The following is a 14,584-nucleotide window of genomic DNA, read 5'->3' as shown; positions in this document are numbered from 1 at the left end:
TCACAGGCAGGATTATTTTTTATAATTGCCGATACCCTCTTTAAGCCATTTCAGGTATTCTTCCTTATCAGGTGTGTACCCTACAGGTTCGTTAAGCTTAGTACCTTCCGGCCCTTCCAGCACGTAGTACGGCTGTGAGTTGGTTTTGTACTTGGTAATTTGCAGGTCGCTCCATTTGTTACCTACGGTCTTTATGTTTTTGCCTGTAGTTTCAGAAACGTATTGTTTATCCTCAGGCAGGTCTTCCTTATAGTCTACATAAAGCGATACCAGTACCACATCATTGTTCAGCACGCCCAGTATTTCTTTGTCTATCCACACATTGTCTTCCATTTTACGGCAGTTAACGCAGGCATAGCCGGTGTAGTCTACCAAAAGCGGCTTGTTTACTTTTTTAGAATAGGCAAGTGCAGCATCATAATCTTTAAATGCCACAATACCGTGCGGGCCTGCATGGGCACCTTCGGGCAATGCTGTTGTTGCAGCCGCCGAATGGCCTCCCCCACCTATGCCTTCAGGGCTTTCGCTATACGTAAGCGACGGCGGGAAACCACTAATCAGTTTTAGTGGCGCACCCCATAGGCCCGGTATCAGGTAAACGGTAAATGAAAGTGTAAGTAAGCCAAGCAGTAACCTGCCTACAGATATATAGCTCGCAGGAGTATCATGCGGGAGTGTCAGTTTACCAAACAGGTACAGTGCCAGCGCACCGAATATGGCAATCCATATGGCAAGGAAGGTTTCCCTTTCCAGCAGGTGCATTTGCAGTACAAGGTCGGCATTGCTAAGGAATTTAAACGCAAAGGCAAGTTCCAGGAAGCCCAGGAATACCTTAACGGTATTTAGCCATCCGCCTGATTTTGGCAGGCTGTTCATCCAACCCGGGAACATAGCAAACAGCATAAACGGCAGTGCCAGCGCAAGCGAGAAACCGAACATACCCACTACCGGTGCTATACCGCCTTTAGAAGCCGCAACCACAAGCAGGTTACCCAATATAGGCCCCGTACATGAGAATGAAACAATGGCAAGTGCCAGTGCCATAGCCAGTATGCCTATTATACCGCCCCTGTCGGCTTGCTGGTCTACTTTGTTAGCCCATGAGTTTGGCAGCATGATTTCGAATGCACCAAGGAATGAGCAGGCAAATACTACCAGAAGCACAAAAAAGAACAGGTTGAAAATTACGTTTGTAGAAAGAGCATTAAGCGAGTCGGCACCAAAAATAGCCGTTACTACCGAGCCCAATACCACATATATTATAATAATGGAAATACCATAAGTTATGGCATTGCGTATACCGGCAGCCCTTGATTTACTTTGCTTGGTAAAGAAACTCACCGTCATAGGTATCATAGGGAACACGCACGGCGTAAGCAGTGCCGCGAACCCTGAAAGGAATGCTACAATAAAAATGGTAAGCAGCCCTTCATCTTTGGCTTCTTTACCGTCCTTAGCGGTTTCGGCTTTGTCAGTAGTGGTTGTTACTTTAGTAGTATCACTTGCAGTGGTTGATGTTGTTGCAGATGCCGTATCGGCTACAGTAGTTTTTGTAGTAGCAGTATCTACAGCGGTAGCAGCAGGTGTTGCAGCAACGCCGGGTGCTATCTTTTCAAAACGTTTTACTTCTTTATATGAAAGTGTAGCCAGGTCAAACTGGAAGTTTTTGGTTTCCTGTATACACGCATCCTTACACACTTGGTAGTCAAGCGATACCTGAACTATTTTGTTGCTGTTTGGCAATAGCTTTATGGTTTGGGTAAGCTGTGCCTTTTCACTCCAGAATGTTTCGGTAACGCCAAAAACCTCATTAAAAGCCTGTTCGGTCTTACTTTCTTTGGCCTTACCTACAGGTTCGTAATTACCTTTGTTGTTATTAAACGACACCGTCATGGGTATCGCGCCGTTTTCATCACTGTACTGCGAATACATGTGCCATGAAGGCTCTATGGTAGCGCTTAGGGTAAGTATGTATTCTGTATCTGATTTTTTTGTGGCTTTGGCAGTCCACTTTACGGGTTCTTTAATGTTTTGTGCCGTAGCCGAGAAAAATGCTACAAGCAGTAGTAAAACGCAGGCAAATCTTTTCATTGTTATTTAACCTCTATCTTTAGTATTTGTGTTGTTTGTGTCGTAACTTTAAAACGGTTGTCGGCCCTGCGGCCTAAAATCCATACAATCTCATTTTCGGTGCACAGCAGCCAGGTATTTTCTTTCTCTGTAAGCGACATTTTTTCGTCCTTAAAGAATTTTGAAACCTTTTTTCGCTGCCCGTTCATGCCCAGCGGACAGAAATCGTCGCCTTCTTTCCACCTGCGCACAAATAACGGGAATTTTATTAATTCATTGTCTACAAAAATTACATTTTTTGCAGTATTTGGCTCCATATCCTGCACTAAATCAAGCTTTAACTCTATCGGAAGTGTAGTCTTTTCAAAAATATCGCCAATGGTATAAATCCCGTCAGCCTCATTTTTTAGCGGCTCCAGTATCAGTACCTCCCTGTCTTTCAGCAGGCGGTGCGTGCCAGATAACACATACTTACCCGGTTGCGCTTCAGTAAGGCTGTATATATCATCCCATGCGGTAAAACCATATTGGTTTAGCCATTGGTAAAGGTATGCCTTATAATTTTGGTAGTGCAACAGCTTCTCAATGCTGAAATGCTCCTGCCCTGCCTTTACCGTTACAACTTTATCGTAAACCAATGCGGCAGCATCGGCAGCAAGTGATTGTGATTGCCTTAGGTTTTCTATGGTCTGGCCAAACGATTGGGCAAACGACGGGTTCAGTTCTTTCAGCAACGGCAATACGTGGTGGCGCAGCTTATTACGCAGGTATTTATCCGAAGCATTACTACTGTCTTCCCTCCATTCTATATTATTTTCTTTGGCGAACGCCTCAATATCATCCCTGGTAAATGGCAGTAGCGGTCGTACGATATTGCCGTTTTGCTGCGGTATACCCAACAGCCCTTCAATACCTGTACCTCTTGTAAAATTTATTAGGAAAGTCTCTACCGAATCGTCTGCATGGTGCGCGGTAAGCAGGTAATCTAATTCGTTTTCTGCTATCAATTCACTAAACCAGCCATAACGCAATTCACGCGCAGCTATCTGTATGGAAATTTTATTTAAATCAGCGTAACTTTTTGTATCAAAGTTTTTTACAAAAATGCCAATGTTATTTTCTGAAGCATAATTGCGTACAAATTGCTCATCGCCATTACTCTCCTCACCCCGCAACCCGAAGTTACAATGCGCTAAGTAAATAGCGTACCCCAACTGCCTGAAAAGCTCAGCCAAAACCATACTGTCTATACCGCCGCTTATGGCAAGTAATAGTTTCTTTTCATTAAGAAAAGGCAGGTTTGTATCAAGGTGTAGTTTTAAACGCTGAAGCATACTTACAAAGGTAATAAATATTATTACAGATTACCCTCAAGCACCTGATGCATTGCCTTCGCTTTCAGCAGGCACTCTTCATACTCATTCTCAGGAATTGCTTCTACCGTAATAGCACTGCCTACCGAAAACGAAACGTAGCCGTTTTGCTCATTATAAAGGATACTGCGTATCACCACATTAAAATCGAAATCACCTTCAGGGGTAAAATAACCTACCGCCCCGCTATACAGGCCGCGTTTGGTTTCCTCCAGTTTTTCTATGATTTGCATGGCCGATATTTTAGGCGCACCGGTCATACTGCCCATAGGGAATGTTGTTTTTAAAATTTCCTCAGGCGATACATCGTCCCCAACTTCAGATATTACTGTCGAAATAAGGTGGTGTACCTGCTTAAAGGTATATGCCCCGCACAATTCTTCCACTTTAACCGATTTATCGGCAGCAGTATGGCTCAGGTCGTTCCGCACCAGGTCGACAATCATAATGTTTTCGGAACGTTCTTTTTCATTGGCAGTCAGAGCCAATTTTATCGCCTCATCTTCAGAAGCATCGGCACTGCGACGGGCAGTCCCCTTTATGGGCTGGGAAATAACCTTGCTTCCCTCCTTCCTTATATAACGCTCCGGAGAGGCAGATAGCAGGTAATGCTTATAATTTTTAAGGTAAACCGCAAAAGGAGGTTCTGATATGGCATTAAGCCTTGTGTACACATCAAGCGGATTGATTACAGCATTTTCGGCATAAAACTCCATACAGAAGTTGGCCTCGTAAATATCGCCACGGTGTATGTGTGCCAACATCTGTCCTGCCTTATCCAGATAACTCTGCTTAGGGATGCGTTGCTTTATGGTTGTTAGTTGTTGGTTGCTGGTTGTTGGTTGTTGAAAATTATTGTTTGTAATTTCATTAAAATCATCCTGCAACTCATCATCGCACAACGGTAGGTACAGCATTTCAAGCCGGTTGCCTTTCAGGATAAACAGCTTTTTCGGCTGGAAGAAAAACAGGTCGGCAAAACCTAATCCATCAAAATTATTGGAATTCAGCCGTTCGGTATCGTTTTTTAAATCATACGACAGGTAGCCAAAAATCCAGTCGGCCGTGGTTTTCCTGTATACCGATAAATCTTCAAAAGCATTTTGGTAATCGGTAATGATGGACGTAAATGCATCTACAGCCAATATGGCATCAAACGAAGTGTATTTTTGGTTATAATTGTTAGAGTCAAGCCAAACCACTTCCCTGTGCTGCTGCGCCCAGGCGAGTAGTTGTTGCCTGAATTGTTCAGGCTCCGATATCGTATAGCTAATAGATGTTCTGCGGTTCATAAACGAAACCGCAAAATTACTAAAGTTTGCATATCACTTGAAAGGTAAACAGAAAAGAATTATATTCGAAGAAACAATTGGATTATGATAACTAAGGCAAAGCTTAAAGAAACGATTGAAAACTTCCCGGACGAGTTTTCAATAGATGAATTGATTGAAAGGCTTATCGTTATTGACAAAGTTGAAACAGGAAGGAAACAAGCAGCGGAAGGTAATATATTAACTGAGGAGGAACTGGATAATGAAATCAATAAATGGTTCTAACACTCTAAAATATCCAATAATCTAAAAATCCGATACAAACACAAAACCCGCTTCGTAAGGAGCGGGTTTGTTATTTCCAATAAAGAATTTCTTAGATGTGTATCGGCCTGTTTTCGGTTGCAGCAAGTGCAGCTTCCTTAACAGCCTCAGCATACGTAGGGTGCGCGTGAGACGACCTTGCAATATCCTCTGCACTGGCCTTAAACTCCATAGCTATAACCGCTTCGGCTATAAGGTCGGCAGTACGGGCGCCTATCATGTGGATGCCCAGTACCTCGTCTGTAGTAGCATCAGCAAGGATCTTCACAAAACCGTCGGTATCCATACTGGCACGGCTACGGCCCAGTGCCTTGAATGGGAAACTACCCGATTTGTAAGCGATACCGGCTTCTTTAAGCTGCTCTTCTGTTTTACCTACAGCAGCAACCTCAGGCCATGTATATACCACACCCGGGATAAGGTTATAGTCGATATGCGGCTTTTGGCCCGCAATGGTTTCAGCAACAAATACACCTTCTTCCTCTGCTTTGTGGGCAAGCATGGCGCCTTTAATTACGTCGCCAATAGCATAGATGTTCGGCGCGCTGGTTTGCAGGTGGTCGTTAACTTCTATCTGTCCGCGCTCCGTGATTTTCACACCGGCTTTATCTGCATTAAGTCCGTCAGTGTATGGGCGGCGTCCTACAGATACCAATGAGTAATCACCGTCAAGGGTAATGGTTTCACCTTTAGCGTTTTCAGCCTGAACCTGCACGCCTTCGCCTGCACGCTCTACCGATTTCACTTTGTGTGAAGTATAGAACTTCATACCCTGTTTTTTAAGTACTTTGGTAAGCTCTTTACTTAGGCCACCATCCATACCCGGTATAATACGGTCAAGGTATTCTACAACACTTACCTGTGCACCAAGGCGCAGGTATACCTGGCCAAGCTCAAGGCCTATAACACCGCCACCTATAACAATAAGGTGCTTCGGCACTTCTTTAAGCTTAAGTGCTTCGGTAGAAGTGATGATTTTTTCTTTGTCTATTTTAATGAATGGCAATGAAGATGGTTTAGAACCTGTAGCTATAATGGTGTATTTAGCTTCGATAACTTCTTCAGAACCGTCGTTTTTGGTAACTTTAATATGGGTAGCATCTTCAAACGAGCCAAGCCCTTCAAAAACAGTAATCTTGTTTTTATCCATAAGGTACTTGATACCGCTAACGTTTTGGTCTACAACGCCTTGTTTACGGGCTATCATCTGTTCAAAGTTCACCTTGATTTCGCCTGCAATGTCTATGCCGTGCTCTTTAAAGTTAGAATGGGCATCGTGGTAGTGGTGCGATGAATCAAGAAGCGCCTTGCTTGGTATACAGCCTACGTTAAGGCAGGTACCGCCAAGGGTAGGATATTTTTCGATGATAGCAGTGGTAAAGCCAAGTTGTGCAGCACGGATAGCAGCCACATAACCGCCTGGCCCCGAACCTATAACGACAACGTCAAATGAACTCATATGGATATAGTTTTATACGGTTGAAATTTTGTATGGCAAATTTAGGCAATAACATTTAATTGGCACCCAAAATCATGCTGCAAATTAACAAGGTTTTTAATGCTGTAGCCAATAATAGCCATTTACGAACGGAAGTATTTTTAACCTGAACTTTTCAATAAAAATAGTGCGGAATAATTTTTGTACCTTTGAAGGTAAACAATAGTGTTATGGATATTAATGCCGAAAAAATTAAACTGACTATACAGATACTGGAGACAGAAGATGTTGCATTGATTGAAAAAGCATTGGCTTTAATCGAAGAGCATAATAAATCTGCAGGAAAATAAGATTTTATGCATTCATTTCTTCATTTTACTTTATTTGTTTTTCTATTTCCGGCCACTATCTATTCCCATGACTTTCCTTCAGAAAAGCAAGTAGGTATGTTTATCACAGCACTTCAAAAACAGGGTGAGATTAACGGAAAGAAATACAAAATCATTAATTATAAAAACACTAAAAGACTGTACACCAACCAACTGACAAATCTATTGAAGTTAATTATTAAGAAAAATTATAAAAAGTTTGAGGCCTTAAAATAAATGCTTTAAACAATAAATACTTATGAACATACTCACACAAAAATTTACTACAAAGCACGATACTGCACCGTTCAGCAGCATAGAAACAGAAGATTTCTTACCGGCGTTTAAAGAAGCCATTGAAGCTGCCCGCAAGGAGGTTGATGCCATAGCCCACAACCCCGAAGCACCTACTTTTGAAAACACTACCGTAGCCATGAGCTACAGTGGTGATACGCTGGACAGGATTTCGAGTATATTTTTCAACCTGCATTCGGCAGAAACCAATGACGAGCTGCAACAGATAGCGCAGGAGGTTTCTCCCCTACTGTCGGAATTTGGTAATGACATCCGCCTGAATGCTGACTTGTTTAAGCGCGTTAAGGCGGTATACGAACAAAAAGCCAGCTTAACCCTTACCCCTGAACAAACCACGCTTCTGGACAAACAATATAAAGGCTTCAGCCGTAACGGTGCCAACCTGCCTGAGGACAAAAAGAACCAGCTTAGGGAAATAGACAAAGAACTAAGCAAGTTAAGCCTGGAGTTTGGCGAAAATGTGCTGAAGGAAACCAACGCGTTTACCCTCCACATTACAAACGAAGCCGACCTTGCCGGCTTGCCTGAAGGTGCTATTGAAGCCGCTAAGGAAACCGCTGCGAGCCAGGAAAAGGAAGGTTGGGTTTTCACGCTGGATTACCCAAGCTACGTACCGTTTATGACCTATGCTGATAACCGTGAGCTACGCAAACAACTTGCGCTGGCTTTCGGGGCAAAAGGTTTCCAGAATAACGAACAGAACAACGAGAACATAGTACTTCGCATAGCTAAACTGCGCCATGACCGTGCCCAACTTTTGGGTTACAATTCGCATGCGCATTTTGTATTGGAAGAACGTATGGCCGAGCATCCCGATAAGGTAAAGTCATTCCTTAACGACCTGCTTGCCAAAGCTAAGCCTGCTGCCGAACGTGAATTTGCAGAGCTTTCGGCTTTCGCGGCAGCGCTGGATGGTATAACCCAACTTGAAAAATGGGACGGCGCTTACTATAGCGAAAAGCTGAAACAGAAGCTATTCAACCTTGATGATGAAAAGTTGAAACCTTACTTTAAGCTTGAAAATGTACTGAATGGTGCGTTTACTATAGCTGGCAAGCTATATGGGCTTACATTTGAGGAGGTAAAAGACATAGACGTGTACCACAAAGACGTTACCACCTACGAGGTTAAAGATGAAAACGGCGACCTTGTTGCGGTGTTCTACGCTGATTTCTTCCCGAGGAAAGGCAAGCGCAACGGTGCCTGGATGACATCGTTTAAGAACCAATACGTTTTAGATGGCGTTAACGAGCGTCCGCACGTAAGCATCGTTTGTAATTTTACCAAACCTACCGCCAGCAAACCGAGCCTGCTTACCTTTAACGAGGTAACCACACTGTTTCATGAATTTGGGCACGCGCTGCACGGGCTGCTTGCCGATACGGTGTACCCAAGCCTTAGCGGCACCAGCGTATACTGGGATTTTGTGGAGCTTCCAAGCCAGGTTATGGAAAACTGGTGCTACGAGCCTGAGGCACTTGCACTATTTGCCCACCACTACGAAACCGGAGAAATTATCCCGATTGAATACATAAATAAAATAAAGGAAAGCGCCAGCTTCCAGGAAGGCATGGCTACACTGCGCCAACTAAGCTTCGGCCTGTTGGATATGGGTTGGCATAGCGAAGACCCAAGCCACATTACCAGCCTTAAAGAATTTGAAACACAGCAGTTTGCCAACACATCACTTTATCCTGATGTAAAGGAGAATGCCATGAGTACATCGTTCAGCCATATTTTCCAGGGCGGGTATTCATCAGGTTACTACAGCTACAAATGGGCTGAAGTACTTGATGCCGATGCGTTTGAATTGTTTCAGGAGAAAGGCATCTTTGACAAAGAAACCGCTACTAAATTTAAGGAATTTGTACTAAGCAAAGGCGGCACCGAACACCCTATGGAACTGTACAAGCGTTTCCGTGGGCAGGAACCTAAACCTGAGGCACTGCTCAGGAGGGCGGGATTGTTAGCCCCCTAACCCCCACACGAGGCTATGGCCGAACTGGCGAAGCAAAGGGGGAATTTGGATCTGAGATGATAGACACAAGATAATAGACAAAACCCCGAAGCGTGTCCTTCGGGGTTTTGTTTTTGCTATAGAGTATGATTTAGTATAAGAGTTGTACCTCCTTTAGTGCGTACTCGGCTATGCTGTCATTTTCCAGTTGTACACGCAGGCTGCCATTGGCAGATACGCCCAGTATTATTCCCATAAACTTTTTGCCCCCGGCTTCAAAAGGCATGGGTAGGTCTTTTTTGTACAATTTATTATGGTAATCCTGCCATAGTGCAGCAGCATCGTTATTATACAAGCGCGATGTATTTATCTTAATCCTGCCAAGTACAGCTGCCAGCACTTCGTCTTTATCAAATTCCCTGTCCGCAGCCACTGCCATAGACGAAGCCTTTGGCAGTCCGTCAAAGTTTTGCTGGTTCACATTAAGGCCTATGCCCGCTATAGAGTAGATTTCGCCATTGCTTTTAATGCTGTTCTCTATCAATATGCCTGCAATTTTTTTATTTCCTGCCAAAATGTCGTTAGGCCATTTTACCGACACATCGGCTAAGCCAAGGGAAGCAACAGCATCGGCTATGGCAGTGGCTATGGCTACATTTAGCGTAAAAATCGCACCGCTGTCGGTCAGCAGGTCTTTCAGCAACAGGCTAAAGGTAAGGTTTTTACCGGGTTCGGAATCCCAGCGGGTACCCATCTGGCCGCGGCCTCCGGTTTGTACATCGGCAGTTACCACGGTAAAGTTTTCGGTATGCCGGGTGGCTAAAAGCTCTTTTAGGTAATCGTTTGTAGAGCTTATGGCACTGAGTTTGATAATATTCATATAAAAACAGCGATAGGTTAACGCTTTTTCTCGTATATTTAAAGTCAAAAGTAAACACAAAAAATGGTAACTTTGCGTAACAATATAAATTTTTAGATGGCAAAAAAAAATGTAAGTAATGATGATTTGCTTGCCAACATCATCAAAGGGATTGAAGAAGTAAAAGGAAATGATATAGATATTCTTGACCTTAGGGAACTGGAAAATACGGTGTGCGACTACTTTGTAATATGCAACGGTACCAGTAATACCCAGGTAAATGCCATAGTTAACTCCATCCAGAAAATAGTTTCCCGCGAATTAAAAGACAAGCCATGGCACGTAGAAGGTACTGACAATGGCGAGTGGGTACTTATGGACTATGTAAATATAGTGGTGCATGTTTTCCAGAAACATGTAAGGGAATACTATAACATAGAAAGCCTTTGGGGCGACGCCCGTATAACGTCGATAGCAACAAACTACTAAAGAAGAAAGTAATATAAATGTCACAAGATAATAAACCAAACAAGCTCAAAGTAAGCCCATGGCTTATTTATGGCGGTATCCTGCTTATGTTCCTGGGGATAAATTATTTTTCGGGAGCCGCAAGCTGGAGTGACCCTGCACCTATTTCCATATCAAAGTTCTATAAATTACTGGATAGCGGACAGGTAAACAGAGTAGTATACAACAAAAGCACTACCGAAATTTTCCTGAAGCCGGAAGCACTTAAACTGAAAGAAAACGAAAAGGTACGTAAAGATATTTTCGAGAAACCGAACAAAGGCCCTCACTATACCGTAAACATTGGCAGTGACAACCAGCTTTTCCTGAAAAAACTTGATGACGCTGACGAAGCCCATAAAATAAACGAATACAGCGCACAACCCGACAGCATTTGGGGCGAAGTACTCCTTACCCTATTGCCTATCATTGCATTTGTAGCTATCTGGATTTTTGTAATGCGCAGGATGGCAGGCGGCGGTGCACCGGGCGGTGGCGGACAGATATTCAACATCGGTAAAAGCCGTGCCAAGCTGTTTGACGAAAAGAACGACATTAAAGTTACGTTTAAAGATGTGGCAGGCCTTGAAGGTGCCAAAGAGGAAATACAGGAAATTGTTGAGTTCCTTAAAAACCCTGAAAAATATACCAGCATAGGTGGTAAAATACCAAAAGGCGCACTGCTTGTAGGCCCTCCTGGAACAGGTAAAACCCTGCTTGCCAAAGCCGTAGCCGGTGAAGCCCGCGTACCGTTCTTCTCGCTGTCAGGTTCTGATTTTGTGGAGATGTTTGTAGGTGTGGGTGCCAGCCGTGTGCGCGACCTGTTTAAACAGGCCAAAGAAAAATCGCCTTCTATCATCTTTATTGACGAGATTGATGCTGTGGGCCGTGCCCGTGGTAAAAATAACTTCTCAGGCTCTAACGACGAGCGTGAGAACACACTGAACCAGCTGCTTACCGAAATGGATGGTTTCGGCACCAATACTAATGTTATTGTACTTGCCGCTACTAACCGTGCCGATGTACTGGATAAAGCACTTATGCGTGCCGGACGTTTTGACAGGCAGATTTACGTAGACCTGCCGGACATCCGCGAGCGTAAAGAGATATTTGAGGTACACCTGAAGCCTCTTAAAAAGTCGGAAGACTTGGATACTGAGTTCCTGGCCAAGCAAACACCGGGCTTTAGCGGTGCCGATATTGCAAACGTATGTAACGAGGCTGCACTTGTAGCTGCCCGTAAAGATAAAAAGGCGGTAGACAAACAGGATTTCCTTGATGCGGTAGACCGTATTGTAGGTGGCCTTGAAAAGAAAAACAAAATTGTTTCGCCAGAGGAAAAACGTGCCATTGCCATACACGAGGCAGGCCACGCTACCGTAAGCTGGATGCTGGAGCATGCCGCACCTCTTGTAAAAGTTACCATAGTGCCACGCGGTCAAAGCCTGGGGGCTGCATGGTACCTGCCTGAGGAAAGGCTTATTGTACGCCCTGACCAGATGAAGGATGAAATGTGTGCCACCATGGGCGGACGTGCTGCCGAGAAAGTGATTTTCGATAAGATAAGCACCGGCGCACTAAGCGACCTTGAAAAAGTAACCCGCCAGGCACGTGCCATGGTTACCATATACGGCCTTAACGACAAGCTGGGCAACATTACTTATTATGACAGTACAGGCCAAAGCGAGTACAACTTCTCTAAGCCATACTCTGAAGAAACTGCACAGGTAATAGACAAAGAAATATCTGCTATTATAGAGGAGCAGTACCAAAGGGCAATACAATTGCTGAGCGAAAACAAGGACAAACTGCTAAAACTGGCTGATATCCTTATAGAGCGTGAGGTGATTTTTAAAGACGACCTTGAAGAAATTTTCGGAAAAAGGCCGTACGAAAAAATTGGCCCTGAGGTTCCTACGGAAGCATAATTGCGAAAATCATAATTATAAGCTAAAAATCTTAATTCAGCCTAAAAATTGAATTAAGATTTTTTTATCTTTGAATTTGAGGAAAACACAGGAGTAATAGAGGTATATGAGCCTATTTAAGAAAATTTTTGGCACAGGTGATACACCGGGAGAAGATAAGGGAAATGAAAATAACCCTTTCCTTCCGGAACAACAGCTGCCTGTTGATGAATTGTTTACACTGAACTTTAAAAAGAACGGTGGCAAATTTATTTACTGCGACAGCACATCAGACCTGCATGAACAGTTTATAAATGTACTGGAAGAAAACGACTGGTTTGAGTGCGAAGCGTTGTGTTTTGAGCCGCGTCTTTACCCGTTACTGGAAGAAAACAGGCTTGAGTATAAAAATATAACCCACCCTAAGTTCCTTTTGGCTACCTGCGAAAGCCTGGTGGCAGATGAAGGTTCTATACTGTTTTCATCTAACCAGATAAAACAGAACAAACCCGGTGACCTGCCCGATAATATGATTATCTACGCTACCACAAGCCAGATACTGGGTAACAAAAGCGACTGCCTGAGGTCGATAAAGCGTAAGTATGACAAGGACTACCCTACCAATATTACCGCGATAAAATATTTTGAAAAAGCTAAAGAGGAAGATTTCCTGCGTTATGGCAGTGTAGCCAAAAACCTGTACCTCCTACTTTTAGAAGACCTTTAATATGAGTGAAAGCCTTACCCGAACGATTTCCGGGCTTGTATATATAGCGCTTTTACTGGGTGCCACCCTGCTATCCCCTATAAGTTTTACAGTACTGTTTGCCTTATTCCTTATTATTGCGGTAACGGAATATTGCAAGTTGTCGCACCTTGATATGAAGTTGCCCATTTCCATAACGGTAGTAGGCATAGTGCTTTTCTGCATTTATATTTCTAACGATTTAAAAACAAACCTGTTGCTAAACGCAGCAGCATTGTTTGTTTCGGTAGGCCTGCTCATAGAACTGTTTAAAACCGGGCCTTCTGCACCCCGCGATAAAACCGGCAAACTGGTTCGGCTTATAGGCTATGTAATAATCCCGTTTATACTCATTATAAAACTTCCTTTTGTAGGCGGAAATGCTATTTTCAACTACAACCCGTATGTAATCATCGGGATGTTTGTAATGATATGGGCTAATGATACCTTTGCGTATATCGTGGGCAAAAGCATTGGCAAAAACAAACTTTTTGAACGCATATCTCCCAAAAAAACCATTGAAGGTTTTGTAGGCGGCATGGTATTTACCGTAGCCGGAGCCTATATACTGGGATTGTACTTTACCTTCCTCAGCCCGTGGCAATGGATGGGCTTTGCCGCTATAGTGGCTGTTTTCGGCACATTGGGTGACCTTGTGGAATCTAAACTGAAACGCACAGCAGGCGTAAAAGACAGCGGAAGTATAATGCCGGGACACGGCGGAATACTTGACAGGCTGGATAGCGTGTTGTTTGCCATACCTTTCTTATTTTTGTATTACCAAATCATACTATATGTTTCATAAAGAAGGAGCCAAGATTATTGTAATCGCACTGTTTACCACAACGGTAATCGCGTTATTGTCTGACAAATTTATTGAGGATAGCACACTCAAGCTGATTGTACAACTTGTAGCATTTGCATTCCTTATACTGGTGTTGCAGTTCTTCAGGAACCCGAAACGCCATGTAATTGCTACAGACCATAACATCATAGCGCCGGTGGACGGCAAAGTGGTGGTAATAGAGGAAGTGTACGAGCCTGAATATTTTAAGGAAAAACGCCTGCAGGTTTCCATCTTTATGTCGCCTATAAATGTGCACGTTACCCGTTATCCGGTAAACGGGCTGGTAAAATTCAGCAAATACCATCCGGGTAAATACCTTGTAGCATGGCACCCTAAGGCCAGCGAGGAAAACGAGAGGACAACGGTAGTTATAGAAAACAACCTTTTTGGCGAAATAATGTACCGCCAGATTGCCGGTGCACTTGCCCGCCGCATTGTAAACTATGCACAAGACGGTATGCAGGTAATACAGGGTACCGATGCCGGTTTTATAAAATTCGGTTCGCGTGTAGACCTGTACCTGCCACTGGGTACCGAAGTGAATGTTAAACTAAATGAAAAAGCCATAGGCGGTAAGACAATTATCGCTGTAAAAGCTTAACT

At 43.6% G+C, this 14,584-nt stretch carries 12 protein-coding genes; 7 read left to right on the top strand and 5 right to left on the bottom strand.

Annotated features, from left to right (window positions below):
* Positions 1-12: 12 nt before the first annotated feature.
* The 3 genes from ACZIX4_RS09105 to ACZIX4_RS09095 are packed head-to-tail and all read right to left on the bottom strand — an operon-like array spanning position 13 to position 4,735.
* Entirely contained in the window at positions 13-2,091 is a 2,079-nt protein-coding gene (locus ACZIX4_RS09105; protein WP_463335317.1) for a protein-disulfide reductase DsbD family protein, read from the bottom strand.
* 2 nt (positions 2,092-2,093) lie between these two features.
* Positions 2,094-3,404, bottom strand: coding sequence for a tRNA lysidine(34) synthetase TilS (gene tilS / locus ACZIX4_RS09100; RefSeq protein WP_463335316.1), 1,311 nt, complete (start codon positions 3,402-3,404; stop codon positions 2,094-2,096).
* Between the two features lie 23 nt (positions 3,405-3,427).
* Positions 3,428-4,735 carry an anthranilate synthase component I family protein gene (locus ACZIX4_RS09095; protein WP_463335315.1) on the bottom strand — a complete coding sequence of 436 codons (1,308 nt, stop codon included), beginning with the start codon at positions 4,733-4,735 and terminating at the stop codon, positions 3,428-3,430.
* An 84-nt stretch (positions 4,736-4,819) separates the two neighbouring features.
* Between ACZIX4_RS09095 and ACZIX4_RS09090 the strand changes: the two genes are divergently transcribed.
* The gene (locus tag ACZIX4_RS09090; RefSeq protein ID WP_463335314.1) at positions 4,820-4,999 is read left to right on the top strand and encodes a hypothetical protein; all 180 of its coding nucleotides are present in this window, start codon (positions 4,820-4,822) and stop codon (positions 4,997-4,999) included.
* A gap of 91 nt (positions 5,000-5,090) precedes the next feature.
* On the opposite strand, the gene lpdA is transcribed toward ACZIX4_RS09090, so the two are convergent.
* Positions 5,091-6,497: a dihydrolipoyl dehydrogenase gene (gene lpdA, locus ACZIX4_RS09085; RefSeq protein WP_463335313.1), complete on the bottom strand. Its 1,407-nt coding sequence runs from the start codon at positions 6,495-6,497 to the stop codon at positions 5,091-5,093.
* Between the two features lie 606 nt (positions 6,498-7,103).
* On the opposite strand from lpdA, the gene ACZIX4_RS09080 reads away from it, so the two are divergent.
* Positions 7,104-9,137 carry a M3 family metallopeptidase gene (locus ACZIX4_RS09080; protein WP_463335312.1) on the top strand — a complete coding sequence of 678 codons (2,034 nt, stop codon included), beginning with the start codon at positions 7,104-7,106 and terminating at the stop codon, positions 9,135-9,137.
* 130 nt (positions 9,138-9,267) lie between these two features.
* On the opposite strand, the gene ACZIX4_RS09075 is transcribed toward ACZIX4_RS09080, so the two are convergent.
* Entirely contained in the window at positions 9,268-9,996 is a 729-nt protein-coding gene (locus tag ACZIX4_RS09075) for a biotin--[acetyl-CoA-carboxylase] ligase (RefSeq protein WP_463335311.1), read from the bottom strand.
* 96 nt (positions 9,997-10,092) lie between these two features.
* On the opposite strand from ACZIX4_RS09075, the gene rsfS reads away from it, so the two are divergent.
* The 5 genes from rsfS (at position 10,093) to ACZIX4_RS09050 (ending at position 14,582) form a co-directional block, all read left to right on the top strand.
* A complete protein-coding gene (rsfS, locus tag ACZIX4_RS09070; RefSeq protein ID WP_411408466.1) occupies positions 10,093-10,464 on the top strand; it encodes a ribosome silencing factor in 372 nt (123 codons plus the stop codon).
* Between the two features lie 17 nt (positions 10,465-10,481).
* Positions 10,482-12,410 carry an ATP-dependent zinc metalloprotease FtsH gene (gene ftsH, locus ACZIX4_RS09065; RefSeq protein ID WP_463335310.1) on the top strand — a complete coding sequence of 643 codons (1,929 nt, stop codon included), beginning with the start codon at positions 10,482-10,484 and terminating at the stop codon, positions 12,408-12,410.
* A gap of 106 nt (positions 12,411-12,516) precedes the next feature.
* On the top strand, positions 12,517-13,116 hold the full coding sequence (locus tag ACZIX4_RS09060) for a lactate utilization protein B/C (RefSeq protein WP_463335309.1): 600 nt from the start codon (positions 12,517-12,519) through the stop codon (positions 13,114-13,116).
* A 1-nt stretch (position 13,117) separates the two neighbouring features.
* A complete protein-coding gene (locus ACZIX4_RS09055) occupies positions 13,118-13,939 on the top strand; it encodes a phosphatidate cytidylyltransferase (RefSeq protein WP_463335308.1) in 822 nt (273 codons plus the stop codon).
* Positions 13,929-14,582 carry a phosphatidylserine decarboxylase family protein gene (locus ACZIX4_RS09050; RefSeq protein ID WP_463335307.1) on the top strand — a complete coding sequence of 218 codons (654 nt, stop codon included), beginning with the start codon at positions 13,929-13,931 and terminating at the stop codon, positions 14,580-14,582. The genes ACZIX4_RS09055 and ACZIX4_RS09050 overlap by 11 nt, the downstream gene beginning before the upstream one ends.
* The last annotated feature ends 2 nt before the right edge of the window (positions 14,583-14,584 follow it).

It is taken from the genome of Flavobacterium niveum (assembly GCF_055231775.1).
This window is presented reverse-complemented; position numbering and strand designations above follow the sequence as displayed.